This is a genomic window from Arthrobacter sp. AG258, assembly GCF_004364695.1.
Taxonomy (GTDB): Bacteria; Actinomycetota; Actinomycetes; order Actinomycetales; family Micrococcaceae; genus Arthrobacter.
In genome coordinates, this window is sequence record NZ_SOBI01000006.1 from 93264 (window position 1) to 113487 (window position 20224).

Annotated in this window: 18 protein-coding genes; 9 read left to right on the top strand and 9 right to left on the bottom strand. The window is 66.7% G+C overall.

The genetic code is table 11. The features are described from left to right. Positions 1–50: 50 nt before the first annotated feature. Positions 51–353, bottom strand: a complete 303-nt coding sequence (locus DFO47_RS13980; RefSeq protein WP_133832048.1) for a YciI-like protein — start codon at positions 351–353, stop codon at positions 51–53. A gap of 82 nt (positions 354–435) precedes the next feature. Next, positions 436–1104, bottom strand: a complete 669-nt coding sequence (locus tag DFO47_RS13985; RefSeq protein WP_133832049.1) for a TetR/AcrR family transcriptional regulator — start codon at positions 1102–1104, stop codon at positions 436–438. A 98-nt stretch (positions 1105–1202) separates the two neighbouring features. On the opposite strand from DFO47_RS13985, the gene DFO47_RS13990 reads away from it, so the two are divergent. Continuing rightward, positions 1203–1652 carry a nuclear transport factor 2 family protein gene (locus DFO47_RS13990; protein ID WP_133832050.1) on the top strand — a complete coding sequence of 150 codons (450 nt, stop codon included), beginning with the start codon at positions 1203–1205 and terminating at the stop codon, positions 1650–1652. After that, a complete protein-coding gene (locus DFO47_RS13995) occupies positions 1649–2536 on the top strand; it encodes an SDR family oxidoreductase (RefSeq protein ID WP_133832051.1) in 888 nt (295 codons plus the stop codon). Before DFO47_RS13990 ends, DFO47_RS13995 begins: the two co-directional genes overlap by 4 nt. Here DFO47_RS13995 and DFO47_RS14000 read toward each other — a convergent pair. From DFO47_RS14000 to DFO47_RS14015, 4 genes are all read right to left on the bottom strand, one after another. Beyond that, positions 2533–3441, bottom strand: coding sequence for an NAD(P)-dependent oxidoreductase (locus DFO47_RS14000; protein ID WP_133832052.1), 909 nt, complete (start codon positions 3439–3441; stop codon positions 2533–2535). The genes DFO47_RS13995 and DFO47_RS14000 overlap by 4 nt on opposite strands. Before the next feature lie 5 nt (positions 3442–3446). After that, positions 3447–5366, bottom strand: coding sequence for a TRAP transporter large permease subunit (locus DFO47_RS14005; protein WP_133832053.1), 1920 nt, complete (start codon positions 5364–5366; stop codon positions 3447–3449). A gap of 78 nt (positions 5367–5444) precedes the next feature. Further along, the gene (locus tag DFO47_RS14010) at positions 5445–6479 is read right to left on the bottom strand and encodes a DctP family TRAP transporter solute-binding subunit (RefSeq protein ID WP_133832054.1); all 1035 of its coding nucleotides are present in this window, start codon (positions 6477–6479) and stop codon (positions 5445–5447) included. Positions 6480–6524: 45 nt separating this feature from the next. After that, positions 6525–7877 (bottom strand): Gfo/Idh/MocA family oxidoreductase, encoded by a 1353-nt coding sequence (locus DFO47_RS14015; RefSeq protein WP_133832055.1) that lies wholly within the window; start codon positions 7875–7877, stop codon positions 6525–6527. 237 nt (positions 7878–8114) lie between these two features. Between DFO47_RS14015 and DFO47_RS14020 the strand changes: the two genes are divergently transcribed. Then, positions 8115–9149, top strand: coding sequence for a LacI family DNA-binding transcriptional regulator (locus tag DFO47_RS14020; RefSeq protein WP_133832056.1), 1035 nt, complete (start codon positions 8115–8117; stop codon positions 9147–9149). Positions 9150–9161: 12 nt separating this feature from the next. Next, positions 9162–9473 (top strand): putative quinol monooxygenase, encoded by a 312-nt coding sequence (locus DFO47_RS14025; protein WP_133832057.1) that lies wholly within the window; start codon positions 9162–9164, stop codon positions 9471–9473. A 78-nt stretch (positions 9474–9551) separates the two neighbouring features. Here the strand turns inward: DFO47_RS14025 and DFO47_RS14030 are convergent, their stop codons facing one another. Next, on the bottom strand, positions 9552–10058 hold the full coding sequence (locus tag DFO47_RS14030) for a hypothetical protein (protein ID WP_133832058.1): 507 nt from the start codon (positions 10056–10058) through the stop codon (positions 9552–9554). A gap of 446 nt (positions 10059–10504) precedes the next feature. Between DFO47_RS14030 and DFO47_RS14035 the strand changes: the two genes are divergently transcribed. The 3 genes from DFO47_RS14035 (at position 10505) to DFO47_RS14045 (ending at position 13915) form a co-directional block, all read left to right on the top strand. After that, entirely contained in the window at positions 10505–11518 is a 1014-nt protein-coding gene (locus DFO47_RS14035) for a hypothetical protein (RefSeq protein WP_133832059.1), read from the top strand. A 96-nt stretch (positions 11519–11614) separates the two neighbouring features. Beyond that, complete coding sequence (locus DFO47_RS14040) at positions 11615–12652, top strand: AAA family ATPase (protein WP_133832060.1); 1038 nt, start codon at positions 11615–11617, stop codon at positions 12650–12652. Positions 12653–13072: 420 nt separating this feature from the next. Beyond that, positions 13073–13915 carry an alpha/beta fold hydrolase gene (locus tag DFO47_RS14045; RefSeq protein WP_133832061.1) on the top strand — a complete coding sequence of 281 codons (843 nt, stop codon included), beginning with the start codon at positions 13073–13075 and terminating at the stop codon, positions 13913–13915. Between the two features lie 93 nt (positions 13916–14008). On the opposite strand, the gene DFO47_RS14050 is transcribed toward DFO47_RS14045, so the two are convergent. Together DFO47_RS14050 and DFO47_RS14055 are read right to left on the bottom strand one after the other, a co-directional pair. After that, positions 14009–14734, bottom strand: coding sequence for a hemerythrin domain-containing protein (locus DFO47_RS14050; protein WP_133832062.1), 726 nt, complete (start codon positions 14732–14734; stop codon positions 14009–14011). A 127-nt stretch (positions 14735–14861) separates the two neighbouring features. After that, entirely contained in the window at positions 14862–16451 is a 1590-nt protein-coding gene (locus DFO47_RS14055; protein ID WP_133832063.1) for an alkaline phosphatase D family protein, read from the bottom strand. A 202-nt stretch (positions 16452–16653) separates the two neighbouring features. Between DFO47_RS14055 and DFO47_RS21335 the strand changes: the two genes are divergently transcribed. Together DFO47_RS21335 and mgtA are read left to right on the top strand one after the other, a co-directional pair. Next, the gene (locus DFO47_RS21335; RefSeq protein ID WP_243835482.1) at positions 16654–17361 is read left to right on the top strand and encodes a hypothetical protein; all 708 of its coding nucleotides are present in this window, start codon (positions 16654–16656) and stop codon (positions 17359–17361) included. A 109-nt stretch (positions 17362–17470) separates the two neighbouring features. Beyond that, positions 17471–20218 carry a magnesium-translocating P-type ATPase gene (mgtA, locus tag DFO47_RS14065; protein ID WP_133832064.1) on the top strand — a complete coding sequence of 916 codons (2748 nt, stop codon included), beginning with the start codon at positions 17471–17473 and terminating at the stop codon, positions 20216–20218. Positions 20219–20224 lie beyond the last annotated feature (6 nt).

Genomic DNA, 20224 nt, shown 5'->3' on the forward strand with positions numbered 1-20224 from the left:
CCGCAACGTGCGTCGGATCGCCAGCTGCTGAGGTCACACGGTGTTGAACCTCAAGGCCGAACGGGAGTGGCCGCTTCGTTTCCGAGCACCGTGGTCCACGGGCTGGCGGCCCACGACGTCACGACGCCGTTGATGACGTAGGGGTCCGCTTCAGCAAACGCTTTGGCGGCCTCCAGTGGGTTCTCGCCGGTGAAAATCAGCAATCCCTTGAAGGGGCCTTCGCCGGCTGCTCCGCCCAGCAGAAGCTCGCCGCGTTCCACGGCTTCCCACCCTGCGCGGAGGTGGTCGGCGCGGTACTGTTCGCGGCTCTCAAGATAGTCGTCAGCGTAGGTGTATTCGAGCACGGCGTGCATGCGGGTCTCCGTTCCGGTCAGGGCTTTGGCGAGGTGTAGCAGTAGCCTACGCGGGGTTTCGACAGGCTGGGTTTCGGCAGGCTCAACCGCCGCCCGGCGGCAGGAGGTTGGCGGCCAGGGTCCTGGCCATGAACGTCCCGAAGCGCTCGGCGCTCCAGCCGCGCTTGAGGACCAGGGTCTCGTACAGCTCGGCCGAGGTGCTCATGAAGAAGACGTCGGCCACCTCCTCCGCCGTCAGGCCCGGGCGCAGGAATCCCCGTCCGAGCACCTGGTGCGCGTTGTGCAGCATCCGCTGGTACCGCTCGTCATCCACGTGGCGCAGGAGTGCGGCCATGTCCTGGTCTCCGCTCGACGCGGCGTCCCGGATGAGCAGGTAGACGGGCGAGCCCAGCGGGCTCACTTCGGAAATGAACCGGCCGAACTGCTCCAGAAGCTCGCGGGCATCGACGGCGGTGGCCTTCGCACGGTCCGACCGCTCTTCAGCGGGAGGGCCGCCGGATCCCAGGAGGCTTTGCTCGTAGATGGCCCGGACCAGCCCGGGCTTCCCGCCGAACCCCTTGTACACCGACTCCTTGGACACGCCGGCGGCATGGGCGATGGCGGCGATGGTGGTCCGGCCGTATCCCTTCGCGAGGAACAGCGCGCGAGACTCGGCGAGCACCCGTTTCCTGGACTCCTCGGCCGCCTCCTGCCGGCGGCGGGCGTCGTAGCCGCGGGAGCGGGGTGGCGCACCATTGACCGCGGGTCCCATCGGGCTTAAGCTCCTTGTATCAGTTAGATACAGCTGACTGTATCAAATTCAGCGTACCAGCCTCTCCGCCTCCCGCGACGGAACCTAAGGAGCAGATCATGGACGCTTCAGGAATCGACCGCGTCCCCGAAGGCCCGGTCCGGCGCATGCTGGCCGCGGCCGGCCGCCACGACGTCGAGGACATGGTGTCCCAGTTCGCGGATGACTACCGCAACACCACCCCCGTCCACCCGGCCCGCAGCTTCTCCGGCTCCGCCCAGGTCCGGAAGAACTGGACGGCACTCTTTGCCGGCCTGCCGGACCTCACCCTCACCGTCCATGACGCTGCCACCGGACCGGACGGCAAACTCTGGCTGGAATGGAGCAACCGCGGCACCCGGCCGGACGGATCCGTACAGCGCGCCGCGGGGGTGGCCATTTTCACCCTTCGGCACGACAAGATCGCCGCGGCCCAGTTCTACCTTGAGCCCGTGGACCAGGACTCCGGCGACGTGAACCAGGCCGTCCGGGAAGCAATCCAGGGCGCTGCGGGAGGTGGCCGGCCATGATCCTGGTGGTCGGCGGCACGGGCCGCCTTGGCCGCGCCGTGGTTCCCCTCCTGCTGCAGGCGGGCCAGCAGGTCCGTGTCATGGCCCGCGGCACGTCCCAGCCTTTCCCCCAAAAGATGGGCGACGGCGTCGAACTCTTCCGTGCGGACCTCGCCTCGGACGAGGACTGCCGGCAAGCGGTGGCGGGCTGCACCGGGGTGGTGTTCGCGGCCTCCGGATTTGGGGCCAAGGACACAAACCCGCGCGCGGTTGACCGCGACGGCGCCATCCGGCTGATCCGTGCGGCCGCCGCAGCCGGAGTCCGGCACCTGGTGATGATGTCCATGCACGGCGCTGCCCCGGACGGACCGATTGACTACCTGCGCTGCAAAGCGGCCGCCGAGGATGCGGTCCGTTCATCCGGCATGGACTGGACGGTCATCAGGATGGGGGCGCTCCTGGAACAGCGATTGGAGATCATGGCGGCCCCGCTTGAATCGAAGGGCAAGGTGCCCGTGTTCGGCTCGGGGTCAGTCCCGGTGACCTATACCTCGGTCCGGGACGCGGCCGCCGTCGTGGTCCGTGCCCTCCGGGACCCTGCGCTGCGGAACCGCGTCATCGACTGGGGCTCGCAGACGCTCACTGCCAACGAGATGGCGGAGGCCGTGTTCGCCCGGGCCGGCCGTGGGTCGGTCCAACGGATCCCGGCGGCCGCCGCGCGGGCTCTCTCCGTGGCTGCAAAGCCCTTTTCGCCGTTCCTGGCCCGGGTGGCGGACGCTGCGGCCTGGGAGGAATCGGGGGCTGCTTCTTTTGAGTATGCGCCAGCGCGGGCCGAGTTTCCTGACATCCCGGTCACCGGGCTGCAGCAGGTCCTCGAGGCGGCTCCGCTGAATCGAAGGACCTAACCCTGGATGGTCCGGTAGATCCCCGTGTGGTCCAGGTCGCCGTCGCCTGCCGCGATCATCTTTTCGAAGACGCCCCGCAAGCAGCCTGCCAACGGGAGTTTCACGCCCGAAGCCCCGGCAGTCTCTGCGATGAAGTTAAGGTCTTTCAGCTGGTTCTTTGCCGAGCCGCCGCCGTCGAAATCCTGGTCGATGAGGCGCTGTCCCTTCTGGACCAGCACCTCCGAGTTGGCCAGGCCGCCGGCCAAGACAGACTGCACGCCCGCCAGGTCCAGGCCTGACGCCGCAGCCAGGGCCATGGCCTCGGCCAACGCTGTCACGGTGGCGGCAACCACAATCTGGTTGCACGCCTTGACGGTTGATCCGGCTCCGGTTTCCCCGAACCACGCCACTTTGGTGCCGTACAACCCAAACAGCGGTACGCAGCGTTCGTAGGCCTCCCGCGGCCCGCCGGCCATGATGCTGAGCCGGCCCTCCGCCGCACCGATGGTTCCGCCGCTCAGGGGCGCGTCAACCACCGTGACGCCCCAGTTCGTCCGGCACTTCTCACCGAACGCAGCGACGGCCACGGGCGAGACCGTCCCGTGGATCACGAGGATGGGCTGCTCGGTGCCGGCGCGCTGCCACCCCGCCAGCAGCCCGTCGTCGCCCGCCAGCAGGGCCTCGACCTGCGGCAGGTCCGGCAGGACCGTCAGGACAATGTCCCGGGCGGCGCCGGCGGGGGAGGCCGCGAGGCTGGCACCGGCAATGGCTCGGGCCTTGTCCGGTGTCCTGTTCCACAGTGCCAGCGGGACCCCGCCGGCCAGGATGTTCCGTGCGATGGGTGCCCCCATCGGTCCGGTGCCCAGGAGGGCCACGGACCCGTGGATGGCGGGCCGCTGCTGTTGCTCAACTGTCAATATGGTCATGTTCTCTAGAAGGGGATGAGGCCGGCGAGGGCGGGGAGGAATGTGCTGAACCAGGGCACGGCCGCGAGGACGAGCAGGCCGATGAACACCGCGATGAGGTAGGGCCAGAAGTGCTTGAGGCTCTTCTCGACGGTTTCGTGTCCGGTGGCGCAGGCTACATAGAATCCGACGCCGGCCGGTGGCGCGAAGGACCCGATGCCCATCGAGATGATCAGCACCATGGCGTACTGCACCGGGTTGACGCCGAAGCTGGTGGCGATGGGCAGCAGCAGGGGCGCGAAGATCAGGACGGCCGGCAGGCCCTCGAGCAGCTGGCCCATGATGATCAGCAGCACCACCGTGAAGAGCATGAAGAGGACCGGCGAGTCACCGAGGCTGGACATCAGGTCGTGGATCTGCTGGGAGACGCCGGCAAGGGCGAGCGTCTGCGCCAGGGGCGAGGCGGCGGCGATGATGAACAGCACCATGCCCGCCGTCGTGGTGGTTTCCCGCAACGTGTCCCCCAGCAGCCGCTTGCTGCCGCGGCGGTAGGCGGCGGCCAGGATGAAGGCGTACGCGACGGCGACGGAGGACACCTCGGTGGGGGTCGCGAAGCCGCTCAGGATCCCGGCCACCATGCCCACCGGAAGCAGCAGCGTGGGAATCGCGAAGAAGGTGGCAGAGCCGCGGGTCCGCCACGTTGCCTTCGTGCTGGCGACGCCGCCCTGTTTACGGGCGCGGACGAACACGAGCGCCATCACCACCAGGGCCAGGAAGGCCGCCGGCAGGAATCCGGCCAGGAACAGGGTGGTGGTGGAGATGGTGGTGATGGATCCAAGGACGAGCAGGACGATGCTCGGCGGGATCGTTTCGCCCATGATGGCGGAGGCCGACAGGACCGCCACCACCTCGCCGCGTGGGTACTTGCGCTCTTCGAGCATGTTCCGCATGGTGGTGCCGACGGCGGCAACGTCAGCCACCTTGGAACCCGAGATGCCGGAGAAAATGTACATCGTCACGACCACCACCTGAAGCAGGCCGCCGCGCAGGTGCCCGATGAGGGCGTCGACGAGTTTGGCCAAGGGGAGCGTCAGCCCGGCGGAGTTCATCACCGTCCCGGCGAGAATGAAGAACGGGATGGCGAGGAGCACGAAGCCCTTGGCGCCGGAAGCCATGCCGATAGGGATGGCGCTGACGTCCGAGATGCCGCCGAGGTAAAGGTAGATGCCGGAGGCCAGGGCCAGGACGAAGGCGATGGGAAGGCCCAGGAAGAGCAGGATGAACAGCACCGCAAGGACGACGCCGAGGAGAAGGTTGGGAGACGCGTAGTAGAAGAGCGGCTGGCTGAGGACCACCAAGGCACTGAGTGCCGCGGTGATGCCGGCCGCCACGAACACAGGGCGTCGCTCCTGCCGCTTCATCTTGACCAGGGCGAACCAGGCTATGAGGACCATCCCTGCCGAGAAGGGAAGGGACACCCAAAACACGGGCAGCTGGAGAATAGGGGTCTTCTCTTCGATCTGCTGGACCAGGGTGGGGACGTAGAGGGCAAACGATCCCGCGCTCATGACGAAGACCAGGCAGTCGACCAGGGCCGCAAGGTATGGCTTCCAGGTGGCCGGCAGCCGCATGATGAGCGCCTGGACTGACATGTGTGCACCCTTGGGATAGGCGATCGCGCCGCCGATGAAGGCGATGGTCAGGAGCGCGATCTCCGACACTTCCTGGGTCCAGAGCACGGAATCGCCGGTGACCAGCCGGACCATGATGTTCAGCAGGATGACCAGGAGCTCGGCGATAATCGCCGCGCCGACGGTGCCTTCGAGGACCTTGTCGAACCACACGGCACCGCTCCAGCGCGGCGGGACGTGGCCGTGGTGCAGGATCTCCTCCGCGTCAGAGGGGAGGACCTCCTCAAGTTCCTCGGGAGGGAGGGTGCGTTTCATGTTCTTCCAGACTGTCGACGTTGAGAGCGGATGTGGCGCACGGGTGCCGGGGCAGTACGCCCCGGCACCCGCTTACGGTTAGTTGGAGGCGGTGAAGGCAATCGCCTGGTCGAAGAAGTCCTTGCCGATCAGCTCGGAGAACTTCGGGTACAGGCCCTTGGACGCGGTCTTGAATTCCTCGATGGCGGAGGCGCTGAGCTCGTTGGCCTGCATGCCTTTGGCCTTGAGGTCGTCCAGCTGCTTCTTGGACTGCTCCTGGTCGTAGCCGGTCTTGAACGTGGCCGTTTCGGTGGAAGCGTCGGTGAGGGCCTTCTTTTGGTCGTCCGAGAGCGTGCCCCACTTCTTCGATGACAGGGCCAGGACCCACGCGTCATTGATGTGGTTGGTCAGGGAGACGTACTTCTGCACCTCGGAGAACTTGTTGGTCCACGGCACCTCGATCGGGTTTTCCTGCCCGTTGATGGTCCCGGTCTGCAGGCCGGTGAACACCTCGGAGAAGGCCATGGTGGTGGGACTCGCACCGAGGGAGCCGAAGTAGTCCGTCCAGAGCGGGTTGCCCGGAACGCGGATCTTCATGCCCTTCAGGTCAGCCGGCTGCTGGATGGGGCGCACCGAGTTGGTGATCACGCGGCCCGTCCTGGTCATGAAGCTGAGCGCCACGGTGTCCTTCTGGGCCAGCTTGTCCTTCAGGACCTGGCCCGGCTTGCCGTTAAGGAAGGCCGCCTCCTGGGTGGTGTCCTTGAACAGGTACGGGATGCTGATGCCGTTCATCTCCGGCACCACGGAGGCATAAACCGATGTTGACAGGATCAGGGCGTCCAGGGAACCACCCTGCAGGCGGGTCACGGCCGCGTTCTGGTCGCCGCTGAAGCTTGTTCCGTTGGGAACCACGGTGACCTGGACGGACCCGTTGGAGGTCTTCTTGACCTGGTCCGCAAAGTGCTGGGCCGAAACGCCAACGGACGAGTCGATGGGGTCCGGGATGGAGAGCTGGATCTTCGCCGGGGCTGCGCCGCCGGTCCCGCCGGCAGCGCCGGAGGCGCAACCGGCCAGGAGGGACGCGGCGAGGGTGCAGGCCAGCGCTCCGGTGAGGGCGCGGAATTTCGAATTCATGTGAAGCCTTTCTTCGTTGGAAGGAGTCAGTGCAAAACGGGCCGGTCAGGCGGTGAGGGCAGATGCGGTGACGAGCGCTTCGGTTTCCCGGCGCAGTTCCAGGGCCTGGGCCAGGGAGCCGTCCATGATGACGTCGTCCCAGCCCACGGTTGCGCCCTTGGCGATGTCATTGCGCAGTTCCACGTGGTGGGCCAGGGCCACCGGCAGTGCCCCGGTTTCCACGGAGTGCCGGGCCGAAACGAGCTTGCCCCAGACGGTGTAGCCGCCTTCGCCGTCGAGGAACTCGCCGGCCTTGAGGTCCTTCTTGGCCGTTGCCACCACGTCGCCGAAGAATCCCACAGGCGAGCCGGTGGCAATGCCGCGGAGGGCGGCGTTGGCGATGGAGACGTTGAGTTCCAGGCCGACATAGTGGTACGGACGGTACAGTGCCGCGTACTGCCCGGTGGGGTCCGGGTGCCAGGGGTATTCGGTGAAGCAGCCGGAAACATATCCGTTCGTCGCCTTCACCACCACGAAGACGCCTTCCTGCGTGTTGTGGGGGATCCAGGTGCCGTCGCGGTTGACGCTGGACATGACGTCGACGCTGCCTTCGTGGACGAGGGCCCCGCCCACATCGCTTGGCCGGCAGACCGTGGCGATCTGCTCGACGTCGCCCGGGGTGAAGCTCAGCCCGTTATCGGAGGGGACCAGCCCGGCGCCGTTGGCGACGGCGGCCATCTCGATGGATGCCTTGGTGCCGTCCCGGAACGAGGTGTGCATGTACGGGTTCAGCTGGCCGGAGTCGGTGAGTTCCTTCGAGAATTCCCAGTTTTCCCAGACGTTGTCCGGGTTCATCTCGTGATAGTGCTCAAGGTACTTGGCGCCCTTGCCGGCGCAGACAACGTCGAAGCCGCTGGTCCTCGCCCAGTCCACGAGTTCCATGATCAGGGCCGGCTGGTCACCGTAGGCCATGGAGTACACCACGCCGGCGGCCTCCGCACGGCGGGCCAGTGCCGGCCCCGCCAGGGCATCGGCTTCAACGGTCACCATGATGATGTGCTTCTTCGTCTCGATGGCCCGCAGCGCGTGCTTCACCCCCACGATCGGGTTGCCGGTGGCTTCGACGATGACGTCGATGTCGACGTCGAACAGCTCGTCCGCGTTCGCAATGATCGCTGTGCTTCGGTCGCGGAGGGCGGTGGCGATGTCCGGTGCGATCTGGTTCCTGGGCCAGCCGACCAGTTCGAAGGCTCCTTCGGCGCGCTTGACGTTGATGTCGGCGATGGCCACCACATGGATCCCGGGGATGTTGTTCGCCTGGGCGAGGTACATGGTGCCGTACCTGCCGGCGCCGATGAGTCCCACTCGAATGGGACGGCCCTGCTGCTCGCGGTCGCTGAGGAGCTTGTGAAGGTTCATGGGGGATCTCTCTGATTGGCGTTTCCGCGTCCGGGAAGCACCTCCACCGCACGGGTGGGGCAACTTCTTTGTCGCGGGATGTGAATTCGAGGGCCGGAGTGGAACCGGTTCCACTTTTGTACCAGCGGGTGCTAGGCTGTGTCAACGGTCACAACGAAAACGCTTTTTTGGGCGCCTTTCATGACGGCGCAACTATCGATGCCGGCGATCGGGTAGAACCTTCAATGAGGAGGAGAAGTGAAGAAGGCTCCAACAATCCGCGACGTCGCGTCCGCCGCGGGAGTGTCGGTTTCCGTGGTGTCCCGGGTCCTTAACCCTGAGTCCGGCCCGGTTGCACCGGCCAAGCGGGACATGGTGCTCAGGGTCATCGAGGATCTCGGTTACCGGCCGCGTGCCGCCGCCCGTGAACTGAGCGTGGGCCATGCCCCCACCGTGGGGCTGGTGGTGGCCGACCTGGCCAACCCTTTCTTCGCCCAGCTGGCGGACAGGATTGTCTGGGAGGCGCGCAGCCATGGAGTCCAGGTGGTGGTCATGACCACGCAGGAAGATCCGCACCTTGAAGCGGACTCCCTGGACACGCTCCTTGACCGGTCCGTCGGCGGCGTAATTGCCACGCCCACCGGAGCGAACGTGGAAAAGTGGGCGCGCCTGCAGTCCCTGGGCGTCAACGTCGTCTTCGTCGACCGCACCATTCCGGAGCTGGCGGACGTTGACGTTGTGAGCATCGAAAACGTGGACTCGGCCCGCCGTGCCACCGAATACATGCTCGGACTGGGGCACACCCGGATCGGTCTGATTACCGGGCCTGTCAGCACGTCCACGGGACGGTCCAGGATCCAGGGGTACCAAGCCGCCCACGACAGCTGCTCCGTCACGGTGGACCCGCAGCTGATCCGGGACGTGCCGTTCCGCGGTGACGGAGGGGGCGACGCCGTGGGGTCCCTGCTGGCGCTGCCGGACCGTCCCACCGGGATCATCGTGGCCAACACCGCCCAGGTCCAGAGCGCCGTCCGGCGCCTGGTCCAGACAGGCACCCGCATCCCCAACGACCTTTCGGTCATCGTCTTTGACGACAGTCCCTGGACCGAACTGACCAGCCCGCCGCTCAGCATCATCCGGCAGCCCATCGGCATGCTCGCGCTTCACTCCCTGGAATTGGTGCTGGGGCGGATGCAGGGCAAGTTGCCCGACGGCCAGCGGACCATCGAGGTCAAAGCGGACTTTGTTCCGCGCAACAGCTGCTCACCAGTCGTGCTCACCCCAACCAGATAAGGAATACCCACCATGACCGTCATCGTCACCGCCGTCTTCACGCCCAAGGACGGAGCCTTCGACGCCGTTGCCTCAGCCCTTGCCCCTGCCATCGCCGAGGTGCATAAGGAGCCGGGCTGCGAGCTCTACGCCATCCATGAGGCCCCCAACGGCCAGATCGTCATGATCGAAAAATGGGACTCGGCCGAACTGCTGGACGCACACGGCGCGGGAGAAGCCGTCGCGCGGCTTAACGCCTCTCTTGAGGGCCTCCTGCAGGAGCCGGTGGACGTCACCAGGCTGACCCCGATGCCCGCCGGAACGGCGCACCAAGGAGAGCTCTGACCGCTGCGTTTTGGGTTCCTGCTTTCAGGCGGCAGGCCGCTCCCGGTTCTCTGGGAGCAGCCTGCCGGGAGAGCAATCCTAGGGTGCGAGCAATGCGCAGACATCTACCACCTGGCCCGGGCCCGAGAACAGCCTTCCTTCTCCTCCGGTTGGGGTGAGGGCATAATTGACATTTCCTGTCGTATAGAAGAGCCCTTCTGCATGCTGTCCGTCGACTGCGGGAACGATGAGGAGATTCTCCCCGACCGAGACGACCTCTTTGCTCCCGTCGGGCAAGGTCTGCGCATGGGTCGTACCCGTGATCAGGTACTTCACGGTCTTTCCATTCGCGGTCAACGTAATTGTCATGCCCGGCGAGATCGAAATGACTCCCTCGTTTCCGTGGGATATCTCCTTCGATTTGCCTGTCAGCTGGGCGGTCACGTTGAAGCCGGGACAGTCGTTTCCGAAGACGTCCTGGAGCGAGAAGGGGTCCGTGGGGTTTGGTGTGGATGGTGCGGCGGCGGCAGGGCCGGCGACTCCGGCGAGCGTTGCGGTTGCTGCGATTGTGATCGGAATGGCGATGCGGGTGAGCCAGTTCCTCATTGAAGTACTCCGTTGTAGCGGTTGAATGATTCCCCGGGAACGGGACAAGTCCCTGACTGCAAGGACTTGGAGTCTAAGAGGGCGGCCAAACGCCATCACGAGTAATTGATACGCGCATATGGAAGTTAGGGGTTACCCGCGTCTGTGCCCCTAATCCGAAGAGCGCTCTCCGAAAGTGCCGGTCCTGTTGCGGCGCTCGACGGAAGCCCAGCTGCCGGTAAAGGGGTTTGGGCGCGTTCCACGAACGCGGCGCCGGAGATGCTGATCGCGTCAAGCCGGCACTTGCCTGGCCCGAAGATCCGGCGCACCTTGGCGGCCCACGCCGCCGCTTGGAAGCGCCAGGCCTTGACACCCGGGGCCGCCCTTAGGACCATCAGAGTTCCGGTGGGGTTCGGCTTGTCCGTCGCGGGCCGGCCATCGGTTCGACTTCTCCAGGGGGTTACCGGATGCAGTCAGCGCTCCGTCGCCTCAAGCGCGTTCGAGGTGTGGCCGCAATCGCTGCGGCCCTCCTGGTGGCCGCCGCCGCGGGCTGCACCGGTGCCCCGGAACCTCCTGGCCCGCCCGGCGGCACCGCGGGCCCCGCGGCGGATGTCCGGATCGCCGCCGTCGGGGACATGAACCCCGAGGGGAACGCGGACCCGGACAGCAGGTCTGGCCGGAACGGTGCGGCCATCTCCCGGCTGGTTAAGGACAATGAGATCGATGCGTTCCTCGGGCTCGGCGACTTCCAGTACGACACCGCCTACTGCCGGGACTACGTGGACTACTGGACGCAGCTGTGGGGCGGCACGATGCCCAAGCTGTACTGGGTGTCCGCCCCCAACCACGACTGGCAACCGGGCCGCAACGAAGACCTTGATGATTTCATGAACGGCCAGTGCCCGGGCTCGGACGCGAAAGCGGCCATCAACGAGGAAAGGGGCTTCATTCCCAACGAAAAACCGTATTCAAAGGACTTTGGGAACTGGCACTTCGCATTCCTGCCTTCCGGGCTGTGGCGGTACGACAAGGCAGCGGCTTCCGCCGCGACAACATGGCTGGACACTGACCTCGGTGCCGCCAGGGCAGCAGGCAAACACCTTGCGGTGGTATACCACGAGCCCTACTTCACGTCGGACACGGACGAACATGAGCGGGCCGCAAACCATAAGCCCTGGATCAACGTGATGTGGAAGCACCGGGTCCGGCTGACCCTGTCCGCCTCACAACACAACTACGAGCGGTCCTGCCCCGTGGATAATGCGGATACGTGCGTCGATGACGGCATGACAGCCTTCCAGGTTTCAACGGGAGGCCGCACCCTCCGCCCGTTCACCAGCAGCCCAAAATACATCGCCAAGCGGTTCAGCGACACCCACGGGTTTCTCCGGCTGACGCTGCATGGTGACGGTTCGTTCGACTGGAACTTCGTCCCGACCACAGGGCAGAGCACGGACACAGGTTCGCGGTCGGCACCCTGATCTGTCCGCCAGGCAGAACCCCGCGCGTGCTCCCCATCCTCCAGCGCACCCATGACCCATCCGCCCCGGTGGCGAATCGAGGTCTACAGTGGAGGCATGGCTCTCAGCCGCAATCCGCTCGATGACCTGCGTGAAACCATCGGCCACCTCGCCGATCAACTCAAGCTGCCCGGTTCGGAACGCGTCGACGACCTCGTCGGCGATCTTATGGGTGCCAGGCCCGGGCCGGCGCGGCCGCTGTCCGAGCTGCAAGCCGAGCTCGATGCGTTGGTGGGACTGGAGACCGTCAAGGAACAGGTGCGTGCCCTGGTCGCGCTGCTCCAGGTCCAGGCACGCCGCAAGGCGCACGGCCTGCCGGAAGTGGCCACCTCTCAGCACCTGGTGTTCCTCGGAAACCCGGGTACGGGCAAAACCACCGTGGCGCGGCTCCTGGCCGAGATGTACCGGGCGGTTGGCCTGCTGCAGAAGGGCCACCTGGTCGAGGTGGACCGTTCGGGCCTGGTGGGGCAATACGTCGGCCAGACCGCGATCAAGACGGACCGGGTGATCCGGCGCGCACTGGACGGCGTCCTGTTCATCGACGAGGCCTATGCGCTGGCCCCGGAGGACGGCCGAATGGACTTCGGCCCGGAAGCCATCGAGGTCCTGCTCAAACGCATGGAGGACCACCGCCACCGCCTGGTGGTGATCGTGGCCGGGTACCCGCGGCTGATGGAGGCTTTCCTGCTCTCCAACCCCGGACTCCGCTCCCGGTTCGCCCGCGAGATCACGTTCCCGGACTACTCCGTGGACGCACTCCTGGCCATCTTCAGCCAGATGCTGGCCCAGCACGAGTACATCCTGGAGCCGGACGCGGACCAGATGCTGCGCCGCATCTTCACCGGGCTCCACGCCGGCGAAGACTCCGGCAACGCACGGTTCGCCCGCACGCTGTTCGAGCAAGCGCTCAACAGGCAGGCGCTGCGGCTCTCCCTCGACGAGGACCAAAGCCTCGACGCGCTCGACCGGGAGGCCGTCATGACGCTCACCGCTGACGACCTCGTCCAGGCCGCGATGGCGTTGGGCGAGGAGCCGGAACCGGAACCGACGCCGGCACCCGAGCAGCCACGCTGGAAACGCTGGCTGTTGGCCTGACGCAGTTTCAGCCCCGCCTGGATCCCGGCCGCCCTGAATCCGCCAGCCCTCGAGATCGCCGGAGCGGTGCGAGCCCGCCGGAACGTTCCGGCGAGTTCGCACCGCTCCGGCGACCCGGACACCCCTCCGGCGATCTCGGCGCGAGCCGCAAAACTGCACATTTGTGCAAACGCCGCTGGGAGCCCGTCCACGCCGCGATAAGACCCAAAATAGCTACTCACCAGTAACAATGCCTGTGCCGTGGGTCACATCAGGTGTACATGGCCGCGCTGCAGGGAAGGGATTTTGGCCGCACGTCCGTGCAGTTCCGCTGCGCAGGGAAGGCATCGCTGCAAGCATGGAAAACCTCGGCCGGGCCTCATGGATCCCCCAAAACCATGAGGCCCGGCGCCCCGCAGACTGATGAACAAAGAGGTTTTCATGTCACTCCTAACCCGGGCCCTGTCCGTTGCGGCAGCCGCCGTCCTTTCCTCCTCCCTGATGGCAGTCCCTGCCCAGGCCGTTGATGTCTCTCCGCCGGGCGCCAACGACTGGACCTGCAAGCCATCTGCGCAACACCCATATCCGGTCATCCTTGTTCCCGGCACGTTCGAGAGCATGGAGAAAAACTGGTCCACCATGGCGCCGTACCTCAAGAGCCAGGGCTACTGTGTCTTCGCCCTCAACTACGGCGCCACCAACGGTGTGTACGCCACGGCTCCGGTCACCGAATCCGCGAAGGAGCTCGCCCCGTTCGTGGACTCTGTCCGCTCGGCCACCGGCGCCAAGCAGGTGGACCTGGTGGGCCACAGCCAGGGCGGCATGATGCCCCGGTACTACATGGGCTTCCTCGGCGGCGCCAAGTACGTCCACCAGCTCGTCGGCATCGCCCCGTCCAACCACGGCACCAAAGGCGTGATCCTGCCGCCGCCGGACCTGGTTCCCACTCCCGACTACACGGCCGCCGGCTGCGCCGCCTGCGCCGACCAGCAGGCAGGCTCGCCGTTCATGCAGGAACTCAACTCCATCGGCGACACCATGGCCGGTCCCGCCTACACGGTCATCTCCACCACCCACGACGAGGTGGTCATCCCGTACAACAGCCAATTCCTGAATGGGAGTGCGCGGCAGGTCACCAACATCACCATCCAGGACAAGTGCCCGGCGGACGTCTTCGAACACGATCAAACGCCCAATGATCCCGTGGTCCACCAGCTCGTGGGCAACGCCCTGGGCCAGCCGTCCGGCCCGGCGGACCCGGCGTTCCAGCCCGTCTGCCTCTAGCCCCTGAAACAACGCCTAACCCCTGACAGCAATAACGACGGCGGGCGGCCGGCACCCACGCCGGCCGCCCGCCGTCGTACCCGGCCAAGAGGCCTAGAGCGTTGGGGGAATGGGCCGTCCCGGAAAGAGCGCGGCATACTGTTTCCGGTACATCCGCCGCCCAACCAGCTTGTAGGCAAGCCGGACGGGTGCGGGGATCTCCTTGAACAGTTCAACCTGGTCTTCCCGCGGATTCGTCGCAAGCACCATGCCGAGGTACCCCACCAGGAATTTCTTGTCGAGTTCCTGGATCCCGTGCTGGCCGACCGCGGCAGCTTCCTTCTCTGTCATCACCCTGTCCGCAACCGGCATCATCTCCGTGACCTCGCGGCGCAGATGGACATTGAGGACGCCGGACAGGTCTTCATAGCGGGCCGCGAGTTCCGCGCCGGACTCCTCATCCGCCGTCTGCATCCAGCGCAGCCGGACCGGCTCTATGGCCTGCAGCCTCTGCGTGACCTGCCTGTGCTGCTCGAGCATCTGCCCCACATGAAGTGCGCATGCCGGTGCCCGCTCCTTCAGTTGCGGGTACATCAGGAGGTCTTCGCCTTCGTGGTGGATATGCAGCACCTTGTCGAAGTTGCCCAGCACTTCGCCCACGTAGGCTGCCCGCGCAGTGTCGCCGGGGGCGGCGGAGCGCACCAGTCCCGGTGCCTCGCCGTAGGCCCAGAGGAAGAAGCGGTGGATGCGGCGCATGGCAGCGGTTCCGGTGCACAGCACCGGTCCGGGCGGCAGCGGAGCTGCGGTCTCACCGGGCTGCATGGTGAAGAAGTCGGTCATGAGCGTGGCCCTTTCCAGTCTCGCGAGACTAAGGACCTCTCCCCGCGAGCATCCTAGTCCTGCGCCCCGGCGCACACAATGCGCACCGCAACGGGCTCCAGGCGGCGACGGCGTAGTTTGGGACCCGTCAGGCCCGCGCCTGCAACCCGGGAACGCCGTCGCGGATTTCGAAGGAGGCTTTCGTGGACACCGGTGCGCCGGGCGTGGTCACGTGGTCCAGCACCCGGAAGTCCGCGGTGATCGCGTCCCTGGTGATGCGGGTGGCCACGTAGCCGCGGTTGTCGTTGTAGAACTTCAGGTGCGGGTTCCAGGCCATGGTGGCATCCGTGGTGGAGCCGGTGCCGTCACCGGTGGAGGTGATCGAGGTGCACACCAGTTCCGAGCCCACCACGGGGGAGGCGGGGTCCTTGTAGTCCACTTTGACGTCGTTGGCCCAGTTGCGGTGCACATCGCCCGTCAGCACCACGGCGTTGCGGACGTTCGCGTCCACCCACCCCTGGGTGATGCGGCGGCGGGAGGCGGCGTACCCGTCCCAGCCGTCCATGGAAACGTCGTCGATGTCCGGGGCCTTGTTCCGGTCGCGCTCCGCGAAGAAGACCTGCTGGCCCAGGATGTCCCAGCGCTGGGTGGAGCTGCGGAACCCGTCCAGCAGCCACTTTTCCTGCTCGGCGCCGGTGATGGTCCGGTCCTCGGCAAGCCGTTCGGCCACATTCTTCTGCCAGCCGTCGCCTGCCAGCTGGTTGTCCCGGTACTGCCTGGTGTCCATCATGTGGAAGTTGGCGAGCTGGCCCCACTGGACCCTGCGGTAGATCTTCATATCCGGTCCGGCCGGCAGCGAGGACGGGCGCAGCGGCATGTTCTCGTAGTACGCCTGGAACGCGGCGGCGCGGCGCTGGCGGAAATGCTCCACGCTGTCATTGAGCTGGCCGGCGTCCTTGTTCTCCGGAACGTCGTCCGCCCAGTTGTTGTCCACCTCGTGGTCATCCCAGACCACCAGCCACGGCGCGGCGGCATGCGCAGCCTGGAGGTCGCCGTCGACCTTGTACTGCGCGTGCCGCTGGCGGTAGCTTGCCAGCGAGACCGTCTCCGGGCCCTCGTGGTCGCGCGGATTGCCGCCGCCGATCACGTAGCTGTCCTTTTTGTACTCGTACAGGTAGTCGCCCAGGTGCAGCACCAGGTCCGGGTGGTCCTCCGCCAGGCGCCGGTACGCGGTGAAGTAGCCGTGCTCGTACTGCGCGCAGCTGGCGAACGCCATGGCCAGCGCCGCGGGGGTCTCGTGCAGGGCGGGGCTGGTGAGGGTCCGTCCCACCGGGCTGACGTGCTTGCCGGTGCGGAACCGGTAGAAGTATTCGCGGCCCGGCTTCAGGCCCCGCAGCTCCACGTGCACCGAGTGTGCGGTCTCGATCCTGGCCTGCTCCACGCCGCGGGCCACCACGCTGCGCATGCCTGCGTCCTCGGCAACTTCCCATTGCACGGCCACCGGCCGGGACGGCATGCCGCCCAGCCCGTCCTCCGCTACCGGGTTGACGGCCAGCCGGGTCCACAGGACGAAGCCGTCCGGCCAGGGCTCGCCCGACGCGATGCCGAGCATGAAGGGGTCGGTGCGGAGTCCGGCGTCGTCCACGGTGGAAACGGCGACGGCGGCACCCGGCAATGCGGCGACCAGGCCGGCCCCGAGGCCGGCGGAGATAAGGGATCTGCGGGAAATGTTGTCCATGACTCCCACCGTATTTCCAGCCCTTGTACAGGATTTTAGGAGCGTATGAATGGCTGGTTAACGGCATGACAAGAAATGACTGCTAGTTCGGGCGGATCCCGGAAGGAGCCGCCGGACTTTAGTCCCTGTTCTGGAGTAACCCCCGGGAGTACCGTCGACAGTGGATCCCGCGCCTGCGGGAACCGCGTTAGTAGGGGGCATCATGGCCAAGGCCGGGCTTTCGGTTCTCAGTGTTTTGGGGCTTAGCGCCACGATCATGCTGACCGGGTGCTTTGGCCCGCCGGCCCCGTCCCCCAGCACCAGTTCCGCGGCACCAAGTACGACGACGGCCCCCACCCCGAGTGCCACGGCAAGCCCTTCCGCCGCGCCAACCTCTACAGCCGCCACCACAGCGCCCGCCACGACGGCAGCCGCGCCGGGCACCACCGCCGCCGCGCCGCCGTCGTCCGCCCCTGCCAGCCCGACGGCTACGCAGGAACCCAGCCCAACCGGCCTCCCGGAGCAGGTGGGCCCGCTGACCATCTACTACGTGGCCGTCGATGACAACGGTGTGTCCGGTCCCAAGATCGGCTGCGGCGACAGCCTGGTGGCCACCACCACCGGGCCGGTCCGCTTCACGGACCAGGTGGGCCCCAGCGTCGGGACCCTGCTCGCGAACAAGAGCCGGGACGTGGGCATGTCCGGACTGATCAACGCGCTGTACCAGTCGAACCTGACGTACGTGGCCGGTGAGCTGGACGGCAGCACCATCACCATCTGGCTGACCGGGCAGTTCATGCTGGGCGGCGTGTGCGACATCCCGCGGGCAAAGGCCCAACTGGAGTACACCGCCATGGCCGCCTCCGGTGCCACCAGCGCGCAAGTGTTCGTCAACGGCCGCCCCATTGATGAGGTCCTCAGCCTTAAGTAGCGCCGTCAGCCCCGACCGCTTAAAGGCATAGGAGCACGTGCAGCGCCACTGTCGGCCCGGCGTCGTACTCTTGGATCCATCCACTACCTAAGTGTGCGAACGGACCCAGATGCCAGAGCTGAACGTGCAGGAGCGGACATCCCTCCTGCTGCCCATTACCGAGGCAGCGGGCCTGACGACGGACCAGGCACTCGCACGGCTGGGATCCGGTCCGGGTGGGCTCACCGGCGAGGAAGCGGAACGGCGCCTGGCGGAGATCGGGCCCAACGCCGTCCGCACCCACCGGGCCAACGGGTGGGCCGTGCTGGGCCGCCAGTTCGCCAGCCCCATCCTGATCCTGCTGCTCATCACCGCCGGGCTGTCCCTCTTCCTGGGGGACGCCACCAACTCGATCGTCATCGGCGTGATCCTTCTGGTCAGCGTGGGACTCGGATTCACCAACGAGTTCCGGGCCGAGCACGCGTCCGAGGCCCTGCACGACCGCGTCACCCACCGTGCCGTGGTGCTCCGCGACGGAGCCACCACGGAAGTGGACGTCACCGCGCTGGTGCCCGGCGACGTCGTCCATCTCTCCCTGGGTGCCATCATCCCGGCGGACATCCGCCTCCTGGCCACCGGCAACCTCCTCTGCGACGAAAGCATCCTGACGGGGGAGTCCCTGCCCGCCGCCAAGGACCCCGCCGCCGTGCAGGCCGGCGCGGCGCTGGCGGACCTCTCTTCATGCGCGTTCATGTGCACCGTCATCCAGTCCGGCAACTGCACCGGCGTGGTGGTGGCCACCGGCGGCCGGGCCGAATTCGGCCGGATCGCCCTGGGCCTGGGCGAACGGCAGCCGCAAACTGAATTCCAGCTGGGCCTCAAACGGTTCTCCTTCCTGCTGCTCCAGGTGGCCATCGGACTCACCACGCTCATCTTCATCGCCAACCTGCTGCTGCAGCGGCCGCTGATCGAATCGCTGCTGTTCTCCCTGGCCATCGCGGTGGGCATCACTCCGCAGCTACTCCCCGCCGTCGTCAGTACCTCCCTGGCCACCGGAACCCGCCAGCTCGCGAAGCGGAAGGTCCTGGTCAAGCGGCTGGTGTGCATCGAGGACCTGGGGGACATGGACATCCTGGTCACGGACAAAACCGGCACCCTCACCGAAGGGAAGATCAGCTTCACCGCTGCCCTCCCCGCCACGGCGGAGCTGCCCGGCGACGCCCTGCTCACCCTGGGCCTGCTGGCCACCGAGGCGGACTACACCGACGCGAAGCTCACCTCCGCCGGGCAAAACCCGCTGGACGCCGCCCTCTGGGACAGCCCGGGCGCCTCCGGGTTCGACCCCGGCCGTTACGAGCGGCTGGACATGATCGGCTTCGACCACCAGCGCCGCCGCACCACCGTGCTGGTGCGGGAAGCCGGCGGGCCGCCGCAACTGGTCACCAAGGGCGCCCCCGAGGACGTCCTCGCCCTGTGCGGCCCTGTCGCCCCGGCCGTGCAGGCCCTGCTGGATGAACAGTTCGACGCCGGATCCAGGGTGGTGGCCGTCGCCACCCGCCCGGCCGACGGACCGGGCACGCTGACCGCGGCCGATGAACGCGGCCTCACCCTGGCGGGTTTCCTGGTATTCCTGGACCGGCCCAAGGCCAATGCCCGGCAATCGCTGGACCGGCTGGAGGAACTGGGCATCTCGGTCAAGATCGCCACGGGTGACAACGCCAAGGTGGCCGAGAAAGTCTGCGCCGACTTGGACGTCATCTCGGGTGGCACACTCACCGGGGCGGATATCGACGCCCTGTCCGACGCCGACCTTGCCGCCTCCGCCCGGACGGCCACCATCTTCGCCCGGGTATCGCCCGAACAAAAAGCCCGCATCATCGCCTTGCTGCGCCAAAGCGGCGGCTCCGTCGGGTTCATGGGCGACGGCGTCAACGACGCCCTCGCCCTGCACAAGGCGGACATCGGCATCTCCGTGGACAGTGCCACGGACGTCGCCAAGGACGCGGCCGACGTCGTCCTCCTGGACAAGGACCTCGGCGTCCTGGCCGAAGGGGTGATGGAGGGACGGCGGATCTTCGCGAACACCATCAAGTACGTCCTGATGGGCACCTCCAGCAACTTCGGCAACATGTTCAGCGCCGCCGTCGCGTCCGTGGTGCTGAGCTTCCTGCCCATGCTCCCCGGCCAGATCCTGCTCAACAACCTGCTGTATGACAGCGGCCAGCTGGCCATCCCGGGCGACCGCGTGGACAAAGAACAGCTCCGCGCCCCCTCGCACTGGAACATCGCCTTCATCCGCCGGTTCATGTTCCTCTTCGGGCCCATCAGTTCGCTGTTCGACTTCGCCACGTTTGCCCTGATGCTGTTCGTGTTCGATGCCGTACCGGGGGAGTTCCGGGCCGGCTGGTTCATCGAGTCCATCGCCACCCAGACACTGATCATCTTCGCCATCCGCACCCGGCGCGTGCCGTTCGTGCGGAGCCGGCCGTCCGCCGGGCTGATCACGGCGTCCCTGGGCGTGGTGGCGTTGGGCATCCTCCTGCCCCTCTCGCCGCTGCAGGGCGTGCTCGGGTTCGATCCCCTTCCCGTCCCGTTCTTCCTTGCACTGCTGGGCATGATCGTGCTGTACCTGGTGCTGGTGGAGATCGCCAAGGCGTGGTTCTTCGCCCGCGCCGCCCAGCAGGTGCCAACTGTCCCGGTCCGGCGCCGCGCGGACACCCACCACATCGCCCGCCGCGCCTTCCGCTTCAGCATCCCTGTCAAAATGCCCCCCTTCACTCCCGGTCCCGGGGGACTCCGGCGTCCCGGGAGGCGGCGGACGGAGCGGATCCGATCCGCCTCGCCAGAACAGGGAACGATGCGGCGCTCCGGGGGCTAACATGGC

What these genes read in the sequence shown, in the direction of transcription:
- DFO47_RS13980 (WP_133832048.1), bottom strand. Translation starts at nt 353, where the DNA reads ATGCACGCCGTGCTCGAATACACCTACGCTGACGACTATCTTGAGAGC.
- DFO47_RS13985 (WP_133832049.1), bottom strand. Translation starts at nt 1,104, where the DNA reads ATGGGACCCGCGGTCAATGGTGCGCCACCCCGCTCCCGCGGCTACGAC.
- DFO47_RS13990 (WP_133832050.1), top strand. Translation starts at nt 1,203, where the DNA reads ATGGACGCTTCAGGAATCGACCGCGTCCCCGAAGGCCCGGTCCGGCGC.
- DFO47_RS13995 (WP_133832051.1), top strand. Translation starts at nt 1,649, where the DNA reads ATGATCCTGGTGGTCGGCGGCACGGGCCGCCTTGGCCGCGCCGTGGTT.
- DFO47_RS14000 (WP_133832052.1), bottom strand. Translation starts at nt 3,441, where the DNA reads ATGACCATATTGACAGTTGAGCAACAGCAGCGGCCCGCCATCCACGGG.
- DFO47_RS14005 (WP_133832053.1), bottom strand. Translation starts at nt 5,366, where the DNA reads ATGAAACGCACCCTCCCTCCCGAGGAACTTGAGGAGGTCCTCCCCTCT.
- DFO47_RS14010 (WP_133832054.1), bottom strand. Translation starts at nt 6,479, where the DNA reads ATGAATTCGAAATTCCGCGCCCTCACCGGAGCGCTGGCCTGCACCCTC.
- DFO47_RS14015 (WP_133832055.1), bottom strand. Translation starts at nt 7,877, where the DNA reads ATGAACCTTCACAAGCTCCTCAGCGACCGCGAGCAGCAGGGCCGTCCC.
- DFO47_RS14025 (WP_133832057.1), top strand. Translation starts at nt 9,162, where the DNA reads ATGACCGTCATCGTCACCGCCGTCTTCACGCCCAAGGACGGAGCCTTC.
- DFO47_RS14030 (WP_133832058.1), bottom strand. Translation starts at nt 10,058, where the DNA reads ATGAGGAACTGGCTCACCCGCATCGCCATTCCGATCACAATCGCAGCA.
- DFO47_RS14035 (WP_133832059.1), top strand. Translation starts at nt 10,505, where the DNA reads ATGCAGTCAGCGCTCCGTCGCCTCAAGCGCGTTCGAGGTGTGGCCGCA.
- DFO47_RS14040 (WP_133832060.1), top strand. Translation starts at nt 11,615, where the DNA reads ATGGCTCTCAGCCGCAATCCGCTCGATGACCTGCGTGAAACCATCGGC.
- DFO47_RS14045 (WP_133832061.1), top strand. Translation starts at nt 13,073, where the DNA reads ATGTCACTCCTAACCCGGGCCCTGTCCGTTGCGGCAGCCGCCGTCCTT.
- DFO47_RS14050 (WP_133832062.1), bottom strand. Translation starts at nt 14,734, where the DNA reads ATGACCGACTTCTTCACCATGCAGCCCGGTGAGACCGCAGCTCCGCTG.
- DFO47_RS14055 (WP_133832063.1), bottom strand. Translation starts at nt 16,451, where the DNA reads ATGGACAACATTTCCCGCAGATCCCTTATCTCCGCCGGCCTCGGGGCC.
- DFO47_RS21335 (WP_243835482.1), top strand. Translation starts at nt 16,654, where the DNA reads ATGGCCAAGGCCGGGCTTTCGGTTCTCAGTGTTTTGGGGCTTAGCGCC.
- mgtA (WP_133832064.1), top strand. Translation starts at nt 17,471, where the DNA reads ATGCCAGAGCTGAACGTGCAGGAGCGGACATCCCTCCTGCTGCCCATT.